Below are 20,108 nucleotides of genomic sequence, written 5' to 3' on the forward strand. Positions count from 1 at the left end.
CCTTCTTGTCTCTCGTCATTTGATGTTGTTTACGCCTAGTAGGCATTGCCTTCGCGCCGCAACACCTGAAATGCGGTCATGAAGATGATTCGGATGTCCATCAGCAATGACCAGTGACGCAGATAGTCGAGGTCATAGCGGACACGTTGCTCCATCTTGTCCAGGGTGTCGGTTTCGCCACGGCAACCATTTACCTGGGCCCAGCCAGTGATACCGGGACGGACCTTGTGGCGAATCATGTAACCCTTAATCAGTTTGCGGTAATACTCGTTATGCGCATTGGCATGCGGTCGCGGCCCAACCAGGCTCATGGTGCCCTCCAGCACATTCAGCAGCTGAGGCAACTCATCGAGCGAGCTTTTGCGCAGAAAGCCGCCTATCGGGGTCAGGCGCTGGTCGTTCTTCTTGGCCTGCGTCACCACGGCGCCATCCTCCATCACCGTCATCGAACGGAATTTGTAGACCAGAATGCTCTCGCCATCGGCGCCATAACGACGCTGCTTGAAGAACACCGGCCCCTTGGAGGTCAGCTTGACGGCGAGCGCGGTCACCAGCATCACCGGCCATAGCAGCGCGAGAATGGCGCTGGCAAAGACGACATCGGAGGCCCGCTTAATCACCGCCTTCAAACCACGGAATGGCGATTCGCAGATGCAAACCACAGGCACACCCGCCAGGTGATCAACATGCGCCTGAATCAAATCGAATATGAAGAAATCCGGAACAAAATAGATTGAGCTGGTACTGTCCTGCAGCTCATCCAGTAGCTTCATCACCCGCGGCTGCGAGGACATCGGCAACGAAATATAGACCTTGTGAATACCGTGCTCGGCAAGGTAGGCCGGCATCTCGGCCAGGCCGCACAGCATCTCGCTCTCGCTGACCCCTTCCAGGCGGTTGAGTTCACGATCATCAAAGAAACCGACAAATTCCATATTCAGGTAGCTGTTAGCCAGTATGCGGTCCCGCAACGCCGTGCCGGCATGGTTGGCGCCGACGATCGCAACCTTGCGGCGCCCCTTGCGTCGGGTGGCGAGCATCAGACAGCCGCGCACCACGGCATGGCTGGCCAACAGGGCCACAGGTGCAACCACGAACCAGCTCAGGATAAACGGGGGGTAAAAATAGCTGGCCAGACCGGACACATAGCCGGTTAACACTAACGCCATGCAGATAAACAACCAGCCACCGAGGAAGCGTCCCAAGCCGCGCCATGAACGCAAACTGCCAGGCATAAACAACACGGTTCCGTCCATGAAGACGATGGTCAGCAAGAAGGCCAGTACCGCGACCAGCACCTCCATGCCGGCGAAGGTGACATCAAAGGCAAAGTGCAGCGCGTACAGTGTTATCACCACCAGAATCGGGTCGAGAAATGACTTGAAAAGCGTGGTCAGAGGCGCGATTTTTTCTAGCTCGCCCAACCAGGAGGCCATCGTCTGGGAAGGCAACTCATGCGCCATTCGGCCGGGACCGGATGCAGCAGGTTGTGCTTCCGTTATCTGTTCACCGCCCAGAACGGCGTTATCCGTCGTGATCTCGAGCATATCCCTTCCTCAATATTTGACCGTCAGGTCAAGTCCAACGCGCTCATCGCTATAAGCAGACGCACTGGAGCTTGATCTTCTGTTCTGCACCACGCCATACAGCTCACTGGCTACCATCGAATACGGTGTCCAATTCACTGACAGGCGGTAACTGTCGGTAACATCATGCTGCGACGGCAGCAAGCTGCTCTCCACCACACCGTACTGGGTACGACGCTGGGTCCAGCTCAATTGGCTCGCCACCTTCTGCGTCATCTGCCAGTCCGCCTGCAGCAGGTAGTTGTTACTGACACTGACACGCGCATTGTTGCCGGCATCGTCGGCATCCCGCTGTGCCGATGCCAGCCAACGCAGCTTGTCACTGGCCCGCCACTGCACCTCTGCGCGACCAAAACGCTCGGTACTGCTTTGATCGCCCAGTTCAAATTGCCAATTAATCCAGCCACTGCTCAACCGGGTCGTCAGCTGCGCCGTCACCGGCCATGACAATTCTGCTGACACCTTGCGCCGCCGATAATCCCGGCTCAGCAGCGAATCTTGCTCATAGGCGATCCAGCGGTCCTGATAAACCAGAGACCAATCTGTCCCCCGGGCTGTCCGCCAGCCGGCGGTCATATCCCAACCCTGCTCCACCAAGTCCAGAGATGGCCGCCGATCATGCTCGCTATCCCGACGCGCCACATCCACGATGATGCGGGCTCTGTGCCCATCACCGAGTTGCAATCCGGCCATCAGGTTTTGCTCATCCACCATGTCCTTGATGCCCTGAGCGACATCGTCAAACGACGCCAGGGTGTGACTCTGACTCAGACTGGCTCCGGGTCGCAAAAGCGATCCTGCGGCGCCTTTCCAGGTCGCAGACCATTGATAACCGCTGTAATCCATACTGCGGTTATTCATATAACGCGGCGAAAACAGTGCCGCCGACAACGCCAGGTTCTGACGGGAAAAATCCTGGTTGTAACGCGTAGAAAGCCGCGGCGTCGTGATGACATCCTCGCGCACCAAGCCGGCGGTCGACTCATCGTCAGCCAGGCGGAACAAGTTGCTGTCGTACAACGCCTCCAGTGATGCCTGCAGCGAGAACCGATCCGCCTCGTCATAGCGCGCATGTACCGGCATCCCCACCAGCAGACAACTGCAGACCCACAGATGCCGGGTCCTATCTCTGTTGCGTTGATATCTGTTCACCGTCCGTCCGTATTCTGGTTAACCGGCGACTGTCCACTGTCACCTGGGTCAGTGCCGGCCTTGGTTAAACCGGTTATCCAACCGGTTGTGTAATGTCTGCTACGTCACAACACTCAGCGCCCAAGACCGTGACTCCCGTTGGCATGCAAGGAGCCATGCGCTATTCAATACCAGGCGTGCAACCCCTGCCGTGTAGCCAGTCGACGCCGGCGCATCAACCACCCCATCAGACCGGCACCAGCCAATAGCAAGAGATAGGTAGCCGGTTCGGGAACGGGCAGTACGGTCCGCATCAGAACTTCCACGCCGTCAAAGACAAAACCCGGCTTCACGCTGACCAAAGAGCCGCTCTCAGGGGTAAACACCACGGCAGCCACGTTATTGCTCGACGCCTGCAGGTAGACCAGCGATCCGACCAGCCTGGTGGGCAACACTTGCGTCTGATAGTTGGTGAATGTGCCCTCAGTCGAAATGGCGACGTCGGTATTCAGCCAGGCCAGCAGGTGGGCATAGCTACCACTAAAGAAGGTAAAAACCAGGCTCTGTCCCAAGGTGCCGTCGGCCACATAGGCGCCCGAGGCATCGGGCTCCACCGATGCCTCGATCACCGCCGCGTGAGACAATGCCGGGCAGATCCCGCACGCTAACAGCAGCGCCAACACCCAAGATTTAATCCGCAACATACATACTCCTTCAGCGCAGCCCATCCTTGCTGCGCCGTGAATCAGAGGCGCTGACTCACCTGTTCCATGGCACGGCGAATAGAGAAGAACGCCACACCGGGATAAAGAAGAGCGGATGGGAACATCCACCCCGGCCAACACTTCGGAACACCACGTACGGCTGCGATGTTCCGGACTGAAATTAACGGTTTCGTCTAGCTAACATCAGGCCGCTCAAAAGCGGCCTATGTCCGCAGAGACCTCATGACGTCCCCAGCGGCGACGTGAGACAGAGATACCCACCAGACCCAGCGCAACTAGCGCCACCAGGCCTGGTTCAGGCAAATCGGTGGCATCCGTCAGCAACAGGGCAACGGGCGAGTCAGTCACCGAGGTTGGCAACAACTCGGACACCATGGGTAACCAGCTCAGATCACTGAAGCCCAGCAGGCTCAAAGAGGGAGAAAAGTGGGTAGGTTCGGCCAGTGTCGCGGGCAAGGTGGTCGCCGGACTGCCTTGTATCAGGGAGGCGATCGTTGACCCATGGCCATTCAGCGCAACGCCATCATAAGTCTGCGCATGACAAACTGACGACAGTGACAGCAGCAACAGCATCAGCATTTTTTTACGCAGCAACGTAGTTGAGTATTTCATCCTTGTACCCTCCGTGTTCTTCGCCACGCTGAACACCCCTCGCTTGACGACGACTGTTCAGGTTGGAATTCGAATGCGGAAATTCAAATTCCGCACTCGCACCTGCAGTAATGCAGGTTCCGTTCCTCTTCTAACGTTTTTGAAACAAAATCGGTGAAATTTCGCTCCAAACCTCGTAGGTCACCTGTCCGGGACAAGATGTGACGTACATCACCCTATTGCCAGGGTACAGAGAAAATTTAACCGAGCAATGTGACCATTTGGCGACGGCATCCTGCCATTTTTCATGGGCACACTTAGGAGGCAAACGCACCAAAAGAATCCACACAGTGCGTTACATCACAGCATCAACAACGAGCCGAGACTCTATCAGAACCAAAATCAATGCGGAAGCATAATTTCCGCAACAGCTTTATAACAAAAGCAGAAAAGGAGAAGGCGCAAACCTTTTCAAAAAAGGTCAGACCAGACAAGGAGTTAGCACAAGAATTGTGGGGATTACGACTCTACAACGCGCGTTGGCCAGCCCATCAGGGTCTGTTTTTTAGCCTCGTCCTGCAGCTCGGATGCACGCAAGTAATGCACCTGCTGCCAACCCGCAGGTAACCAGATAGTCAGGCCATCATCATTCTCACCCGCCGCCTCAAGCCGGAACTCGGGGACTGTGCCCTCGGTGCGCCGCATGCAGAGGATGATCGAGATACGCAACAGGCGGGCCAGGCGGCAGGCTTGCGCCTGGGAGACCGCGTTCTGCCGTTCGAGCGCATCCAGCTTGAATTCGTCGCGCTGATTGAACAGCAGAGCCGATAAGAGTTGCTTCTGAGCCTGGGTAAAGCCAGGCATATCGATGTTATCAATGATGTAGGCGGCATGTTGCGGGGCTTTCTTGTATTCGATACACAGCCCCAGCTCGTGCAGCATCGCGGCCCAACGCAACATGGGGCGTCCATACTGCTCGCTCAGATGCCACGGTAATTGCAACTGGGCAAAGCCCTGTAGCGCCGCATTGCGCACGCGTTCTGCCTGTTCACGATCCAGTTGATAGCGGGTGATCAGGCTCTCGGCGGTACGCTCACGAGCGTCACAGTCACGCTTCCGACCCACCATGCCATAGATGATGCCTTCACGCAGGGCGCCACCGGCCAGCGTCATGGTCTCAATGTGCAGGGCTTCGAAGATGGCAATCAGAATCGCCAGGCCGGATGGAAAGACGGTCAGTCGTTCCGGCGCCAACCCCTGCAACACCAATTGGTCGAGACGGCCGCACTGTATCGCTTGCGCTCTTAGCTCATTGAGCTTGCTCAGCGTCACGCGCTCACTGCGGCCCTGGGCCATCATGATTTCCTGCAGCGCCTGGACCGTGCCGGAAGCTCCGACACATGTGCTCCAGCCGAGAGCCACATACTGCTGGCATACGGCATCCAGCACCTCGCGCGCACCGGCGATGGCGGCATCGAAATTCGCCGCGCTGAGCAAGCCATCGGAAAAATAACGCTTCAGCCAGGTAACACAGCCCATATGCAAGCTATTGAGCAATTTGGCATCGTTCTGTTCACCGATCACCAGCTCGGTACTGGCACCACCAATATCGATCACCAGCCGCTTGCCTTCGCCACTGGAGGTCCAGGAGACCCCCTGGTAGATGGTTCTGGCCTCATCCTCACCGCTGATCACTTCGACATGATGGCCAAGGATGCGCTCCGCTTCGGTCAGGAAACGTTCCACATTTCGCGCCAGGCGCAATGTTGCCGTACCAACGATACGGGTATTTTCCTTCGGAACGTCTTGCAGCTGTTCGGCAAACAGGCGCAAACAATCCCAGCCACGCGCCATCGCCTCGTCGCTCAGGTGGTTATCCGCATCCAGGCCTGCAGCCAAACGCACCTTGCGTTTGACCTTGGCCACAGTACGGATAGCACCAGCCACCTCACGCACAACCAACATGTGGAAACTGTTGGAGCCCAGATCGATTGCGGCATAGAGCGGTGACTGATTCACGAGTGACTTCCTGTCAGGCTTTTTTCGGTCCACGACGACGTTGGCCAGAAGGCTGCCGATCGCGCATATTACGGTTCACACCAGCACGGTGACGATGGATTCGCTTCGGTGCCGCCACATCCTGCAGCAGCGCTTCACGGTCGTATTTACTAACCGGGATCGGATGGCGAATATAACCTTCGATTGCCGGCAGGTTGAACGCATAGTCTTCACAGGCAAAGCTGATCGAATGCCCGCTTTTACCCGCGCGACCGGTTCGTCCAATGCGGTGTACATAGTCCTCGCAATCGTCCGGCAGGTCATAGTTGAAGACATGGGTGACATCGGGAATATGCAAGCCTCGAGCCGCAACATCGGTTGCCACCAGAATATCCAGCTGCCCCTTGGTGAAGTCATCCAGGATCTTCAGGCGTTTCTTCTGCGGCACGTCACCGGTCAGCAACCCGACGCGATGGCCATCGGCCTCCAGCCAGGCATGCACCTCTTCGCAGCTGTGCTTGGTATTGGCGAAAACGATGGCCTTCTCCGGCCACTCTTCTTCAATCAATGTCAGCAACAGGCGCATCTTGTCGTCATTGGACGGGTAGAACAGCTCTTCCTTGATGCGCTGGCCAGTCATTTGCTCGGGCTCGACCTGCACATGTTCCGGCTGGCTCATGTGTTCATACGCCAGCTCCTGCACCCGCAACGACAAGGTGGCAGAAAACAGCATGTTCTGGCGTCTTGCCGGTGCCGGCATGCGTCGGAACAGATAACGGATGTCCTTGATAAAGCCGAGGTCAAACATGCGATCGGCTTCGTCCAGGACAACGACCTGGATCCGGGAGAGATCGATGATGCCCTGCTTGAGATAATCGATGATTCGCCCTGTGGTGCCGATAAGAACATCGACCCCTTTCTCCAGAGCCGCCAGCTGCTTGTCGTAGCCGTCGCCACCATAGGCCAGCCCGATGCGCAATCCGGTGGATTCAGCCATCGGCTCGGCATCGTTGTAGATTTGCACCGCCAGCTCGCGAGTGGGCGCCATAATCAGCGCACGCAACTGCTTGGTTTGCCGCTCTTCGCTATCCGGGTGCGTCAGCAGATGATTGAAGGTACCCGCCAGAAACGCGATGGTCTTACCGGTACCCGTCTGAGCTTGGCCAGCGATATCCTTGCCTGCGAGCAGAACCGGAATTGACAGCGCCTGAATCGGCGTACAGTAATGGAAGCCCTTGGCCTCCAGCCCGGCCAGAACCTGGGGTTCAAGGCCCATTTCGGCGAATTTTTGGTCAGTTAAGTGTGTTTTGCTCATGGCAGACAGGTTATCAGGTTGGACTTGCAATAATAAACAGGATCATTTCAAATAGGGCAACTATTTGCCTTTTATTTACATCTATTGGTGCTTTTTCCCAACAGATGATCAACATCAGACTGGAGTGGTAGATGAGTGACAAGATTGTTCAACTGACCGATGCCAGCTTCGAAGCAGACGTGCTCAAGGCTCAGGGCCCTGTACTGGTCGACTTCTGGGCTGAATGGTGTGGCCCATGCAAGATGATCGCACCGATTCTCGATGAAGTAGCAGATGAATATGCAGGCAAACTGACTGTCGCCAAGTTGAACATCGACCAGAATGCCGAAACGGCGCCGAAATATGGCATCCGCGGCATTCCGACCCTGTTGCTGTTCAAGAATGGTGCTGTCGCAGCCACCAAAGTAGGTGCCCTGTCCAAGAGCCAGCTCAAAGATTTCCTGGACGCCAACATCTGAGCGCTTCACAACAAATTTTAAAAGAGCGCATTCGCGCTCTTTTTCATTTAATGCCATCACCAGGCGTGGACGCTCTGAGTATTTGGTGCTAACTTATACAACGTTTCGACAACATCTGCGCTGATATCGTGCGCTCCCCCGTTGAACGCATTCTCAATCCAGCGACCCTAACCGCCTCACTTTCCAGATACACATCCATCAATCATGAATCTGACCGAATTAAAGAACACCCCTGTCTCCGAGCTGGTTCAACTCGGCGAATCAATGGGCCTCGAGAACCTGGCCCGTCTGCACAAGAAGGACATCATCTTTGCCATTCTCAAGGCTCATGCCAAGAGTGGGGAAGATATCTTCGGTGATGGCGTACTGGAAATCCTGCAGGATGGATTTGGCTTCCTGCGCAGTGCTGACAGCTCCTATCTGGCCGGTCCGGATGACATTTACGTCTCCCCCAGCCAGGTGCGCCGTTTCAACCTGCGTACCGGCGATACCATTTCCGGCAAGATTCGTCCGCCAAAGGAAGGCGAGCGCTACTTCGCGCTGCTCAAGGTTGACACCGTCAACTACGACCGCCCGGAAAACGCCCGCAACAAGATCCTGTTCGAAAACCTGACCCCACTGCACCCGACCCAGCGTCTGCGTCTGGAGCGTGGCAACGGTTCGACCGAAGACATTACCGCTCGCGTACTGGATCTGGCTTCGCCAATCGGCAAGGGCCAGCGTGGCTTGATTGTCGCACCGCCGAAGGCCGGTAAGACCATCCTGCTGCAAAACATTGCCCAGAGCATCACCAGCAACCATCCCGAATGCGAATTGATCGTTCTGCTGATCGACGAACGTCCGGAAGAAGTGACCGAAATGCAGCGCATGGTCAAGGGCGAAGTCGTCGCATCAACCTTTGATGAACCGGCAACCCGTCACGTGCAAGTTGCTGAAATGGTTATCGAAAAAGCCAAGCGTCTGGTCGAGCACAAGAAGGATGTCGTCATCCTGCTGGACTCCATCACCCGCCTGGCGCGCGCCTACAACACCGTCATCCCGTCATCCGGCAAGGTATTGACCGGTGGTGTGGATGCCAACGCCCTGCACCGCCCGAAGCGTTTCTTCGGCGCCGCCCGTAACGTGGAAGAAGGCGGGTCATTGACCATCATTGCCACTGCGCTGATCGACACTGGCTCAAAAATGGATGAAGTCATCTACGAAGAGTTCAAGGGCACGGGTAACATGGAGCTGCATCTGTCTCGCAAGATTGCCGAGAAGCGAGTGTACCCGGCTATCGACATCACCCGCTCCGGTACCCGTCGCGAAGAGCTCCTGGCTCCGCAAGACGAATTGCAGAAGATGTGGATCCTGCGCAAGATTGTCCATCCGATGGGCGAAATCGAAGCCATGGAATTCCTCATCGACAAGCTGTCGATGACCAAGACCAACGACGAGTTCTTCGAAGCGATGAAACGTCAGCAGAAATAATCCCGGGTGGACTGCCTCCCGAAATAAAAAACCGGCCAGCTGGCCGGTTTTTTTATTTTCAGTGCACCATCAGGTCGTTGCTGCCGCGGAGCGGATCCGTTGCAACAGAAATTGACCAAAGTCATGCCCATGGTGCTGCAACATCTTCGGAAACATGGAGATCGGTGTCATACCTGGGAAGGTATTGATTTCATTCAGCAAAATCTCACCTTCTTCAGTAAGAAAGAAGTCGATGCGCGACAAATCCTTCAGCTTCAGATGGGTAAAGGCTTTCAGTGCCAGCGAGCGAATCGTCTCGATCTGTCCGTCGGTCAGGTCGGTCACATCCAGCCGCGTGGTAGAGTGGCTGCCGGAGCTGTACTTCTCGTCATAGCTATAGAAAACATCACCCGGAGTACAGATTTCACCGGGCCGGGTGGCAACCAGCTCATCACCGTACTGATAGACGGCAACCTCCAGCTCGCGCGGTTTGACCGCTTTCTCGACCAGCACCTGCTCTGAATAACCAAACGCCTGATGGATCGCATCGGAGAGCGCAGCCAGCTCGCTGACCTTATAGCAGCCCACTGAAGAGCCCTGGCTTGCCGCCTTGACAAACACGGCTCCCCAGCGTCGCATCGCCTGATGCGCCTCGGCGTGAGCCGAACTGTCATCCGCAGACAAAAACACATACGGGGTATTGGGGATGCCCAGTGCAGTCAGCCACAGTTTGGTACTGATTTTGTTAAAGCAGAGCTTGCTGCCTTCTGCATCACAGCCCAGATACGGCAGACCCGCCAACTCGAGAAACGATTGGATATCGCCCGTCTCACCCGGGTAACCGTGAATACAAGGCACCACATAATCAATTAACTGCTGCCGATCACCCACATGCAGTAGCCGATCCAACCCCAGATGACATGCCTCACCAGCAGCGGTTTGCCAGTGATCCGGGAAAAGTTCAATCCGTGTCACCTCGATGCCTGGCAACGCCTGCAGCTGCTGCTCGAGGAAATTGGCACTCAGGAGGGAAATGTCATGCTCGCTGCCGCCACCGCCGCACATCAGGAGCACATGGAGCTTGTTCATCAGTTATTCCTTGTCATAACCGCCGTGATGGATACGGCTTATTGAAAACACCAGCAGTCTATCAACCCCCCTTGCGCGGTGAAAGAGCCGATACGGTCTATTGACCATCGAAGCGCACCGTTTGCGACCGCTGCCGGTTTTCCCTATGCTGGGCGCATGATAATTCCATCAATGGAATCGCAGATGCGCTGTTTTACTTTTCTGCTCTGTACCCTGCTCCTGGCCGGATGTGTCACCGTTTCAGATCAGCCGGAGAAAAAACCACCCAGTCGGCCGCTCGGCGAACACGCCCAGCTGAGCCTGATCTCGACACAGGACAAGGTCGATCAACTGCTTAACGGTAATAACCAGACCCTGGAGGCCGTTCTAGCCGATCCGGGTGCCTATGCGCCCCCCGTGCTGTTTGCACTTGCCGAAACGCTGTATCGACAAGGCGAGATGACGCCCGCCCTGTTCTGGTACTACACCGCCCAGTTGCGTGCCCGTTCGGATGCTAACAAGTCACTGGATCCGACAGTCGCCGCCGCCGTCACCACGTTGGGCAACCAGTTTGGCCCGAACATAGTCCGCTATGGCCTGGGTCACCTTGATGAGCTGAAGGTCATCATGGGACATGTCCTGGAGTGGGATGCCAAGAGCCGGCGTCTGTATAACCCACGCTGGGTCGCCCTGCTTGGCAAGAATGCCTATCAGAGTGAAACAATCGCCTTCCTGCCGCCAGAAAAATGGGCCGAGGTCGACAACAATACCCGCGACGGTTTCCGCCGCGGCTTCGAACAGATGATGCTGAAACTGACCGGCCAACCTTAGCGGGGATATCACCATGGAACTTAGCGCGCTGCGCTCGATGCTGCTGGCCCACCCGGGAGCTGAAGAGACATACCCGTTTGGCCCGGAGATCCTGGTCCTCAAAGTCGCAGGCAAGATGTTCGCGTTAGTCTCCTGGCAGGAGGAGCCATTACGGTTATCGCTGAAAGCGGAACCCCAGCAAGCCTTGCTGTGGCGTGAACTCTATCCCTCGGTACAGCCTGGGTACCATCTCAACAAACAGCATTGGAACACAGTGCGCCTCGACAATTCGCTTGATGCTCAGCTGATTAGCGACATGATTGCCCACTCCTGGCAGCAGGTGGTTGCCGGCCTACCGAAAACCAAACGCCTGGCGTTGCAGGGAGCTGGAGATCGAGATTGCCGAACCCAGTGAGTAGTGGCATATAATGACGCATCGAAAACAGGGGTTAACCATATGAAATACAAGGATTTGCGAGACTTCATCACCCTGCTCGAGCAGCAGGGTCAGCTCAAGCGCATCCCGATGGAAATCGACCCCTATCTCGAGATGACCGAGATTGCCGACCGCACTCTGCGCGCAGGGGGACCGGCCCTGTTGTTCGAGCGCCCCAAGGGGCACAGCATGCCGGTGCTCGCTAACCTGTTCGGCACACCACAGCGTGTCGCCCTGGGCATGGGGCAACAGGATGTCTCCTGCCTGCGCCAGGTTGGTGAATGGATGGCCATGCTCAAAGAGCCGGAGCCGCCGAAAGGGTTACGCGACCTGATGGACAAACTTCCGGTATTCCGTCAGGTACTGAATATGCCGGTCAAGCAGGTCAGCAAGGCCCCCTGTCAGGAAATCGTACTCAGTGGTGACGACGTGGATCTCACCCGTCTACCCATTCAACACTGCTGGCCAGGCGATATCGCGCCGCTGGTCACCTGGGGATTGACGATTACCCGCGGTCCCTACAAGAAGCGCCAGAATCTGGGCATCTATCGTCAGCAGTTACTCGGCCGCAATAAGCTCATCATGCGCTGGCTTGACCACAGAGGTGGCGCCCTCGACTATCGCGAGTTTCAGGAGCTGCATCCTGGGCAACCGTTTCCGGTCGTCGTCGCTATCGGGGCGGATCCGGCCACAGTGCTTGGTGCTGTCACACCTGTTCCGGATACCCTGTCAGAGTATGCGTTTGCCGGTCTGCTGCGCGGCAGTCGCACCGAGGTTGTCTCGGCGCTGAGCTGTGATCTCGAGATACCGGCCAGCGCCGAGATTGTGCTGGAAGGTTATATTCAGCCCGGTGAAACGGCACCGGAAGGACCCTATGGCGATCACACCGGTTACTACAACGAGGTCGACGAGTTCCCGGTCTTCACGGTGACGAAGATGACGATGCGCCGTGATGCCATCTACCACTCGACTTATACCGGTCGTCCGCCCGATGAACCGGCAATGCTGGGTGTGGCGTTGAATGAGGTGTTTGTCCCGTTGCTGCAAAAGCAGTTTCCGGAGATCGTCGATTTTTATCTGCCACCGGAAGGTTGTTCTTACCGGATGGCCGTGGTCACGATTCGCAAGCGCTACCCCGGTCATGCCAAACGGGTGATGTTTGGCGTCTGGAGCTTCCTGCGTCAATTTATGTATACCAAGTTTGTCATCGTCTGCGATGACGACATCGACGCCCGAAACTGGCAGGACGTGATCTGGGCCATCACGACACGCATGGATCCGGCACGGGATACCACCCTGATTGAACAGACGCCGATCGACTATCTGGACTTTGCCTCCCCCATCTCCGGTCTGGGTTCTAAAATGGGATTGGATGCCACCAACAAATGGCCTGGCGAAACCCAGCGCGAATGGGGACACCCCATAGTAATGAGCGATAGTGTCAAACAGCGGGTTGACGAAATATGGGACTCGCTTGGAATATTTGACTAAGGGCTGATGCCCCTTGAGGACTCTACATGCAACGTATCGAATGCCACCTGACAGCCATGCAGGAGTGTGCCGAACACATCTGGCACATCCAACTGACGCCGGAACAAGCCGTCACATTCCGTCCCGGACAGTATCTGCAGGTGGTGATGGGCGAAAAAGACAAACGCCCCTTTAGCATCGCCAACTCCCCTACGCGTCCCGGGCTGGAACTGCAAATTGGAGCGACACCGGGCAACCCCTACCCGGGTGAGGTGATGGAGCGGCTGCGGACCACGGGACAACTCACCGTTGAACTTCCGCTGGGCAAAGCATGGTTTCGCGAGGAATCCAGCCGCCCCGTGTTATTGATCGCCGGAGGCACAGGCTACTCCTACGCACGCTCAATACTGCAATACCTGATCGACACCGGCTTCAACAGACCGGTTTACCTCTATTGGGGTGTCCGCCAGGAGAGCCAGCTCTATGAGGGACAAGAGGTCTTGGCCTGGGCGGACGAATATGCCCATCTGCATTATGTCCCGGTCGTACAGTACCCGGAGCCCGGGTGGCGCGGTAGTCAGGGCATGGTACACGAAGCCGTATTGGCTGATTTCGCCAGTCTGGACCAGTACGATATCTATGTGGCCGGTCGCTTCGAAATGGCAGCCGTGATCCGGCAGTCCCTGCATCTGCGAGGTGTCAGCGATGAACAGTTGTTTGGCGATGCCTACCAGTTCATCTGACTTGACGCGGCGGGGCCGTTAATCCGGCCCCGAGCATGTTACTGATCTGATGGCTGGCGTGCTAACTGCGCCTCAAGCTGCGCCAGTTTTTCTTCCAGTGCCGTGAGTTTTTCGCGGGTGCGCAGCAACACCTTGGTCTGCACATCAAACTCTTCACGGCTGACCATATCCAGCTTGTTCAGCTGGGACTGCAGCACTTGTTTGACCTTCTTGTCGACCTCTTCGCCTAACGAACGCAGCCCTGGTGGCAGCGCATTGTGAACCTGGCGTGCCATCTCTTCGATTTTCTTCGGATCTATCATCTGGGATCTCCTTGCTTTGAGCGCATTGTGCCTGAGCCCGCGCCCCATCGCCAGCGGCGGTGATCACGTCTAGCGGCCACTGCGGCAATGCTCGCGAATGCAGTCGAGGAACTGTTCACCATAGCGTTCCAGCTTGCGATGCCCGACACCGTTAATCTCCAGCAACTCATCTTCATCACACGGCTGGTGACGGGCCATCTCCACTAGCGAGGCATCGTTAAACACCACATAAGGGGGTACCTCATCCTCCTCGGCAATCTGCTTGCGCAGTTTGCGCAACGCGCGGAACAGTGCGGTGTCATAATCACCTCCCACTTCCCGCTCTCGGGAGCGTCCCTTGCGCGACGAGATAACCTCCAGCCGCGGCACGGCCAACTGCAACGCTTGTTCGCCTCGCAGCACGGGGCGCGCCGCTTCGGTCAGTTGCAACGTCAGATGACGAGTAATGTTCTGGGTTAAAAGCCCCATATGAATCAACTGGCGAAACACCGATAGCCAGTGCTCATGGCTGCGATCCTTGCCAATGCCAAAGGTCGACAGCTTGTCATGTCCCTGTTCACGCACCCGCTGATTCTGCGCCCCCCGCAACACCTCGATGACATAGCCAATACCAAAACGCTGGCCAACACGATAGACACAGGACAAGGCCTTGCGGGCGTCCTCGCTGCCATCATAGGTACGTGGCGGGTCCAGGCAGATATCACAATTGCCGCAAGGCTCGCTCTGATACTCACCGAAATAGTTCAACAGCACTTGCCGGCGACACGTTTGCGCCTCGGCAAAAGCAGCCATCAGGTTTAACTTGAACTGTTCGATTCGCAGCTGATCCGGGTTGTTCTGCTCACCACTGTCCAGCATGCGGCGCAAACGCTCGGTGTCCGCTGGGTCATAGAGCAGCAACGCCTCGGCCGACAAGCCGTCCCGGCCGGCTCGCCCTGTCTCCTGATAGTAGGACTCGATGTTTTTCGGCAAGTCGTAGTGCACGACGAAACGCACATTTGGCTTGTCGATACCCATGCCGAACGCCACCGTCGCCACCACAATGTCGATATCATCGCGCAAAAAAGCCTCTTGCACGCTATTACGCTCTGCCGCCGGTAAGCCGGCGTGATAGCAGGCTGCGCGAATGTTCCGCGCACGCAGGAAGCGCGCCACCTCTTCGGTTCGGCTACGGCTGGTACAGTAGACAATACCGCACTGTCCTGGCTGGCGGTCCAGATAGCTCACCAACTGCTCATTCGGCTTATATTTGTCGATCAGACTGTAACGGATGTTCGGGCGATCAAAGCTCGCCAGATGAATGAATGGCTGCTGCAACCCCAGACGCGCCAATATGTCCTGACGCGTCGCATCATCCGCCGTCGCGGTCAATGCCACCAAGGGGATCTGCGGAAACCGCTGTTTTAGACAACCGAGCTGGGCATATTCGGGACGGAAGTCATGTCCCCATTGCGAGATGCAGTGTGCCTCGTCGATGGCAACCAACGACAGGCGCCAGTCTGCCAGGCGCTCGAGAAAATCAGGCAGCAACAGGCGCTCGGGGGACACGTACAGCAGCTTGAGGTCACCCTTTGCCAGTGCGCTATACAAATCAAATTGCTCCTCCCGCGACAAGGCAGAGTGCAGCGCGGCAGCCGCAACGCCGTTGGCGCGCAATGAATCAACCTGATCCTTCATTAAGGCAATCAGCGGTGAAACTATAACCGCCAGTCCGGGTCTAACCAGAGCAGGGATCTGATAGCAGAGCGACTTGCCACCGCCGGTTGGCATGATGACCAAGCCATCACAGCCGGAGATCACCTGTTGCACGACCTGCTGCTGCCCGGGACGAAACTCTTGATAGCCAAACACCTCCCGTAACACCTGGAGCGGTGTGGGTGCAGAGGCAGCAAGACCGGGAGCAGAGCCGGAGACGATAGCGGAGGCAGTATGCAACATAGATCGCCATTGTAGACCAGCTGGCGGTTGAGGAGAATCGGGTTTCGATGTGAACCTTGCCCTCGGCCATGATTGGAAAAGATGTCAGTTTTTGGCTAAAATTTGACCACCGTCAATTGTCCCCGGCCGCTCTAACGGACTAGACCGCCATACTTAACGTGAGGAGGAGTGCGCTATGGGTGGATTGTCGACGATGCAATGTGGCGGCCTGATCGAGCGCCTGCGGTGTCTGCATCAGACGGCGCTGGACACCGGGCTGAAACTCTGGCTCCAGCGTGAGCTGGAGGGGTATGAGCCGTCCTCACCCTTGCCATGGTATCGCATCATAGAGTGCCGGCAACGCGGCCTGTTCCAGCATCTCGGCACCGGGCGCCAGCACACTTGTCAAATCAATGAACTGACCATCAGCCAGCGGGATCTTGCCGACATCAAGTTCCTGCAGGTGCGCGGTCCTCTACTCGCCTACCTCGACTGTCATGCCTTGGTGCTTGAGCGCTGGCCCGAGCCATTGCTTAGCGAATACAGCAAGCTGCTGATTCCTGAGCACGCCTGTCTACACGCCTGGAAAGAACCCCTGGTCTCAATACGTGACAAGCTGGTGCTGGGCGTCGATCAGTTGCTGCAGGAATATGTACCTACCATGAGCAGGGAAATGAGTGATTGCCATCTGTCATTGCGTGCGATCCAGCACCGACGGTGGCAAATTTAGTCCCCATTCTCGGATCAGGTCGCTGCCAGAGCAGATGAGCAACGTTTTCATTGCCAGCTGCCGTGATCAACTGCACGCTTTTTGTTTGCTGACGCCACAGACGTTGGCATAATGCCTTCAGTTTCCATCCAGAACCAGGACGCGTCATGAGTGACATCATCAACAGTATCATCATGGGTATTGTCGAAGGCATTACCGAATTTTTGCCCGTTTCGAGCACAGGCCACCTGATCGTGACGCAAGAAATTCTTGGCTTCAAAGGCAGTGACACGTTCGAAATTGTCATTCAACTCGGCGGTGTTCTGGCGGTCATGTGGTTCTACTTCCAGACATTGTGGCAGCAGGCCAGCAACATTCATTCCGACAAGGAAGCCCAGCGCTTCTGGATGGGCGTGATTCTGGCGTTCCTGCCAGCGGCATTCGTCGGTCTGGCATTGCACAGTTACATCACCGAGTACCTGTTTAATGGTGTGACAGTGGCGATCAGCTTGATTGTCGGGGGTATCGTGATGTGGTGGATTGAAGGTCGCCCGCAGCCCGTTCAGCAGACGACCGAGTTGGCGCATGTCACACCTCGTCAAGCACTGGCTATCGGCATTGCTCAACTCTGCTCCCTGATACCTGGTGTCAGCCGCAGCGCATCAACCATCATGGGTGGCATGCTGGTTGGCTTAAACCGTCCAACCGCAACCGGGTTCAGCTTCTTCCTGTCGATCCCGACATTGGGTGCCGCCAGCCTCTATTCGTTGATGAAAGATCTCGATGGCGTCGGTGAACATGGCCTGCTGAACATCTCGATCGGGCTGATCACCTCGTTCGTCGTCAGCCTGCTCGCCATCGGCTGGCTGCTGCGTTATGTCAGCAAGAACAGTTTCCGCGGGTTTGCCGTCTACCGCATCATCGCCGGACTGGTGATCCTGGCGCTCACCTACAGCGGGTTCCTGCAAGTCTCCGCGTAAGCGACCGCATCATAGTGTTATACAGGGGCTGCCACAGGCAGCCCCTGACGTTTATGTCAGCGTAACGTTCGGAGTCTACACTTGAAGCAGACTTCCGTTCCGGAGCGCACCATGTCACCTGTTGCCCCCCCTGCAGATCTCCCCTTTGAGCGAGCGGCCCTGGCGACCAGCCGTCAGTTGATGGCATTGCCACTGCCCGATCCCGAGGACGAACAGGCGCTGGCGACACTCTGCCGACTGCTGCAAGACTGTACCCCCTTGCGGTATCTGGCGCTGGTGCTTTGCGAAGACGACGCACCTCGGCTCAAATCGGTGGCCGGCCTCAGCGGTTCAGCCCCAGAGCAACTGGTACTCAGTGAATGTCACAGCGAGCAACTCCCCCGTCAGCAAGGCTGGGGTTGGGCTCGTATCGAACACGGTGATTGGCGCGGCATCCTGGCCCAGACCCAGCCCAAGTATCAAGGCCTGCTGCAACACCTGCTGGAAGTCGTGGCCAGCCATTTTTCGTTATTGCAAGCCAATCACCTGTTGGAAATCACCAACTCACCCTTACTCAACCGGATTCCATTCTGGCAGGAAAAGATCGAGAGCTTCACCCGGTTACTCCGTCTTGGTGGTTCACTGCCCGCACGACAGCTTTTTGCGCAATTCGACTCTACCTTACGCTTCTGGATGGGCGCTCAGGAAGTGATGCTATTGCAACGCCGGGAGAGCCAGGTGATCTCCCTGTATCCGCAAAATAAGCACCTGACGGAGAGCCTGTTGCATGAGTTGGCCCAGCCTCAGGCTGTGCAGCGCGAAGAGGAGTGTTTGCACTGGTACAGCTTTCCCATCTTGATGAATCGTCAGTATTACTGCAGCCTCAGCGTGGCATTGAACAAGCCGTTAGTCACCGAAGACCGGCAGTTGTTACTGTTCATGGCCGAACAAGCGGGCCTGATGGCCGAGCTATATCAGCTACGTGATTTTAAACAGCACACCAAGGCTACATCGACACCGCAAGACAGCAGTGACAAACAGCGATTGCTGCAATTGCAACGCAGCAACCTGCGCCTGCAACGACAATTAAAACAGCGAGAAGAGCTGGAGCGGGAACTGCAACTGGATGCCCAGAAGGACCCTCTGACCCAGTTGGCCAATCGAACCCTGTTTCTGCATCGGCTCGATCACGCCCTCAAACACTACAAACGCTATCCCGAAGACGGTTTCGCCGTCCTGTTGATTGATCTGGTGTCGCTGCGCCGGGTCAACGAGCAATACGGCGATGAGCTGGGCGATCTGCTGCTTAAACACATCGCTCATATTCTGCAAATCTGTATCCGGCAGAATGATTTGGTGGCGCGCCTGAGTGGCGATGAATTCATTCTGTTGCTGGATGCCAGTGCTCATGCCGAGCATATCACGCCGGTGATCAGCCGGATTCTGAACCAGTTACAACAGCCATTGCTGCTGGATGGCAATGAAGTCACGATCCATGCCAACCTCGGCGTGGCCACAGCCTCCCCCACCGTTGACGAGGCAGCCCAATTACTGCGCCAGGCCGATATCGCCACCTTCCAGGCCAAACGACGTGGCTTGAATCAGGCGGTATTCTACTCGGAGTTATGTGATGTACCGGATCACCTGTCGCCAGAGCAATCGCTACAACAGGCCCTGCAGGACAAACGAATTCTGCCTTATGTGCAGCCAGTAATGCGTTTGAAGGACCGACGCATCAATCACATTGAACTGGTAGCCCGTCTGCTGGATAGCAGTGGAGAAGTGCAGGATGCGATGGGTTTTATTCCGCTGGCTGAACAGAGTGACCTGATTCTCGAAATCGACAGGACCATGCTGCGCCATGCCTGCGGCCTGCTCACTGGGCTCTATCTGCCACTGATGCGCGAGCATAGCTTGCGATTAAGCCTGAACCTCTCCGGGCGACACCTGATCGACCGCAAACACATCCTCGAGCTGATAGAGATCATCCAGCAGGCGGATGTTTCCGCCAAACTGTTTATTTTCGAATTCAAAGAGCGCGATCTGATGCGACGAGATAACCAGACACTGACGCTGCTGCATGAGCTCAGAGCCAAGGGCGTCGGCATCGCCGTGGATGACTTCGGCACCGGTTTTGGTTCATTGAATTCGCTGTTCCACTACCCGGTCGACTTCATCAAGGTGGATGACAGTTTCACCCACCGCCTGTTGAAATCGCAGCGCGATCGCTCCCTGGTGCGAGCTATCCGCGACATCAGCCATGACCTCGGCATGCAGGTCGTCGCCGAGGGCGTGGAGGACAGGATTCAGTATCAGAAGTTGATGGAGCTGGGCTGTGATCTGGCACAAGGCCACTTTTTCTCTGCCCCCATGCCGGCTGACGCCCTGCTCAGCATCTTACCATCCCGGAGCGAACCCAAACCGACATAGCCGTGATAGCC

18 protein-coding genes are annotated in these 20,108 nt (G+C 56.5%); 9 read left to right on the plus strand and 9 right to left on the minus strand.

Annotation, left to right across the window (positions count from 1 at the left end; genetic code table 11):
* Positions 1-35: 35 nt before the first annotated feature.
* From ACFOSS_RS08635 to rhlB, 6 genes are all read right to left on the minus strand, one after another.
* Complete coding sequence (locus ACFOSS_RS08635) at positions 36-1,547, minus strand: undecaprenyl-phosphate glucose phosphotransferase (protein WP_377151905.1); 1,512 nt, start codon at positions 1,545-1,547, stop codon at positions 36-38.
* A 9-nt stretch (positions 1,548-1,556) separates the two neighbouring features.
* The gene (locus tag ACFOSS_RS08640) at positions 1,557-2,738 is read right to left on the minus strand and encodes a hypothetical protein (protein ID WP_377151906.1); all 1,182 of its coding nucleotides are present in this window, start codon (positions 2,736-2,738) and stop codon (positions 1,557-1,559) included.
* 164 nt (positions 2,739-2,902) lie between these two features.
* Positions 2,903-3,421: a PEP-CTERM sorting domain-containing protein gene (locus ACFOSS_RS08645; RefSeq protein ID WP_377151907.1), complete on the minus strand. Its 519-nt coding sequence runs from the start codon at positions 3,419-3,421 to the stop codon at positions 2,903-2,905.
* Between the two features lie 213 nt (positions 3,422-3,634).
* A complete protein-coding gene (locus ACFOSS_RS08650; RefSeq protein WP_377151908.1) occupies positions 3,635-4,054 on the minus strand; it encodes a PEP-CTERM sorting domain-containing protein in 420 nt (139 codons plus the stop codon).
* Positions 4,055-4,552: 498 nt separating this feature from the next.
* Entirely contained in the window at positions 4,553-6,052 is a 1,500-nt protein-coding gene (gene gppA, locus ACFOSS_RS08655) for a guanosine-5'-triphosphate,3'-diphosphate diphosphatase (protein ID WP_377151909.1), read from the minus strand.
* A gap of 13 nt (positions 6,053-6,065) precedes the next feature.
* Positions 6,066-7,346: an ATP-dependent RNA helicase RhlB gene (gene rhlB, locus ACFOSS_RS08660; protein WP_377151910.1), complete on the minus strand. Its 1,281-nt coding sequence runs from the start codon at positions 7,344-7,346 to the stop codon at positions 6,066-6,068.
* Between the two features lie 131 nt (positions 7,347-7,477).
* Between rhlB and trxA the strand changes: the two genes are divergently transcribed.
* Together trxA and rho are read left to right on the plus strand one after the other, a co-directional pair.
* Entirely contained in the window at positions 7,478-7,804 is a 327-nt protein-coding gene (gene trxA, locus ACFOSS_RS08665) for a thioredoxin TrxA (RefSeq protein WP_377151911.1), read from the plus strand.
* Positions 7,805-8,008: 204 nt separating this feature from the next.
* A complete protein-coding gene (gene rho / locus ACFOSS_RS08670; RefSeq protein WP_377151912.1) occupies positions 8,009-9,274 on the plus strand; it encodes a transcription termination factor Rho in 1,266 nt (421 codons plus the stop codon).
* Between the two features lie 69 nt (positions 9,275-9,343).
* On the opposite strand, the gene ACFOSS_RS08675 is transcribed toward rho, so the two are convergent.
* Positions 9,344-10,342, minus strand: a complete 999-nt coding sequence (locus ACFOSS_RS08675) for a D-alanine--D-alanine ligase (protein ID WP_377151913.1) — start codon at positions 10,340-10,342, stop codon at positions 9,344-9,346.
* A gap of 183 nt (positions 10,343-10,525) precedes the next feature.
* On the opposite strand from ACFOSS_RS08675, the gene ACFOSS_RS08680 reads away from it, so the two are divergent.
* From ACFOSS_RS08680 to fre, 4 genes are read left to right on the plus strand one after another with little or no spacing between them, the layout of a single operon-like run.
* The gene (locus ACFOSS_RS08680; protein WP_377151914.1) at positions 10,526-11,152 is read left to right on the plus strand and encodes a hypothetical protein; all 627 of its coding nucleotides are present in this window, start codon (positions 10,526-10,528) and stop codon (positions 11,150-11,152) included.
* A 13-nt stretch (positions 11,153-11,165) separates the two neighbouring features.
* Complete coding sequence (locus ACFOSS_RS08685; protein ID WP_377151915.1) at positions 11,166-11,546, plus strand: MmcQ/YjbR family DNA-binding protein; 381 nt, start codon at positions 11,166-11,168, stop codon at positions 11,544-11,546.
* A gap of 42 nt (positions 11,547-11,588) precedes the next feature.
* Positions 11,589-13,058 (plus strand): 4-hydroxy-3-polyprenylbenzoate decarboxylase, encoded by a 1,470-nt coding sequence (ubiD, locus tag ACFOSS_RS08690; RefSeq protein WP_377151916.1) that lies wholly within the window; start codon positions 11,589-11,591, stop codon positions 13,056-13,058.
* 26 nt (positions 13,059-13,084) lie between these two features.
* A complete protein-coding gene (gene fre / locus ACFOSS_RS08695; protein ID WP_377151917.1) occupies positions 13,085-13,780 on the plus strand; it encodes an NAD(P)H-flavin reductase in 696 nt (231 codons plus the stop codon).
* Positions 13,781-13,818: 38 nt separating this feature from the next.
* Here fre and ubiK read toward each other — a convergent pair whose 3' ends face one another.
* Together ubiK and recQ are read right to left on the minus strand one after the other, a co-directional pair.
* Complete coding sequence (gene ubiK / locus ACFOSS_RS08700) at positions 13,819-14,082, minus strand: ubiquinone biosynthesis accessory factor UbiK (protein ID WP_377151918.1); 264 nt, start codon at positions 14,080-14,082, stop codon at positions 13,819-13,821.
* Between the two features lie 69 nt (positions 14,083-14,151).
* Positions 14,152-16,020, minus strand: coding sequence for an ATP-dependent DNA helicase RecQ (recQ, locus tag ACFOSS_RS08705; RefSeq protein ID WP_377151919.1), 1,869 nt, complete (start codon positions 16,018-16,020; stop codon positions 14,152-14,154).
* Positions 16,021-16,195: 175 nt separating this feature from the next.
* Between recQ and ACFOSS_RS08710 the strand changes: the two genes are divergently transcribed.
* The 3 genes from ACFOSS_RS08710 (at position 16,196) to ACFOSS_RS08720 (ending at position 20,097) form a co-directional block, all read left to right on the plus strand.
* Positions 16,196-16,729, plus strand: a complete 534-nt coding sequence (locus tag ACFOSS_RS08710) for a hypothetical protein (protein ID WP_377151920.1) — start codon at positions 16,196-16,198, stop codon at positions 16,727-16,729.
* 146 nt (positions 16,730-16,875) lie between these two features.
* A complete protein-coding gene (locus ACFOSS_RS08715; RefSeq protein ID WP_377151921.1) occupies positions 16,876-17,688 on the plus strand; it encodes an undecaprenyl-diphosphate phosphatase in 813 nt (270 codons plus the stop codon).
* Positions 17,689-17,799: 111 nt separating this feature from the next.
* Entirely contained in the window at positions 17,800-20,097 is a 2,298-nt protein-coding gene (locus ACFOSS_RS08720; protein WP_377151922.1) for a putative bifunctional diguanylate cyclase/phosphodiesterase, read from the plus strand.
* Positions 20,098-20,108: the final 11 nt, after the last annotated feature.

Origin of the sequence: Pseudaeromonas sharmana (assembly GCF_042649925.1) — a bacterium.
Lineage (GTDB): Bacteria > Pseudomonadota > Gammaproteobacteria > Enterobacterales > Aeromonadaceae > Pseudaeromonas > Pseudaeromonas sharmana.

Coding starts and splice junctions, on each gene's coding strand:
- ACFOSS_RS08675 (WP_377151913.1), bottom strand. CDS start 10,342: ATGAACAAGCTCCATGTGCTCCTGATGTGCGGCGGTGGCGGCAGCGAG.
- ACFOSS_RS08685 (WP_377151915.1), top strand. CDS start 11,166: ATGGAACTTAGCGCGCTGCGCTCGATGCTGCTGGCCCACCCGGGAGCT.
- ACFOSS_RS08680 (WP_377151914.1), top strand. CDS start 10,526: ATGCGCTGTTTTACTTTTCTGCTCTGTACCCTGCTCCTGGCCGGATGT.
- ACFOSS_RS08645 (WP_377151907.1), bottom strand. CDS start 3,421: ATGTTGCGGATTAAATCTTGGGTGTTGGCGCTGCTGTTAGCGTGCGGG.
- recQ (WP_377151919.1), bottom strand. CDS start 16,020: ATGTTGCATACTGCCTCCGCTATCGTCTCCGGCTCTGCTCCCGGTCTT.
- ACFOSS_RS08720 (WP_377151922.1), top strand. CDS start 17,800: ATGTCACCTGTTGCCCCCCCTGCAGATCTCCCCTTTGAGCGAGCGGCC.
- rho (WP_377151912.1), top strand. CDS start 8,009: ATGAATCTGACCGAATTAAAGAACACCCCTGTCTCCGAGCTGGTTCAA.
- ACFOSS_RS08715 (WP_377151921.1), top strand. CDS start 16,876: ATGAGTGACATCATCAACAGTATCATCATGGGTATTGTCGAAGGCATT.
- fre (WP_377151917.1), top strand. CDS start 13,085: ATGCAACGTATCGAATGCCACCTGACAGCCATGCAGGAGTGTGCCGAA.
- ubiK (WP_377151918.1), bottom strand. CDS start 14,082: ATGATAGATCCGAAGAAAATCGAAGAGATGGCACGCCAGGTTCACAAT.
- ubiD (WP_377151916.1), top strand. CDS start 11,589: ATGAAATACAAGGATTTGCGAGACTTCATCACCCTGCTCGAGCAGCAG.
- trxA (WP_377151911.1), top strand. CDS start 7,478: ATGAGTGACAAGATTGTTCAACTGACCGATGCCAGCTTCGAAGCAGAC.
- ACFOSS_RS08710 (WP_377151920.1), top strand. CDS start 16,196: ATGGGTGGATTGTCGACGATGCAATGTGGCGGCCTGATCGAGCGCCTG.
- ACFOSS_RS08635 (WP_377151905.1), bottom strand. CDS start 1,547: ATGCTCGAGATCACGACGGATAACGCCGTTCTGGGCGGTGAACAGATA.
- ACFOSS_RS08650 (WP_377151908.1), bottom strand. CDS start 4,054: ATGAAATACTCAACTACGTTGCTGCGTAAAAAAATGCTGATGCTGTTG.
- rhlB (WP_377151910.1), bottom strand. CDS start 7,346: ATGAGCAAAACACACTTAACTGACCAAAAATTCGCCGAAATGGGCCTT.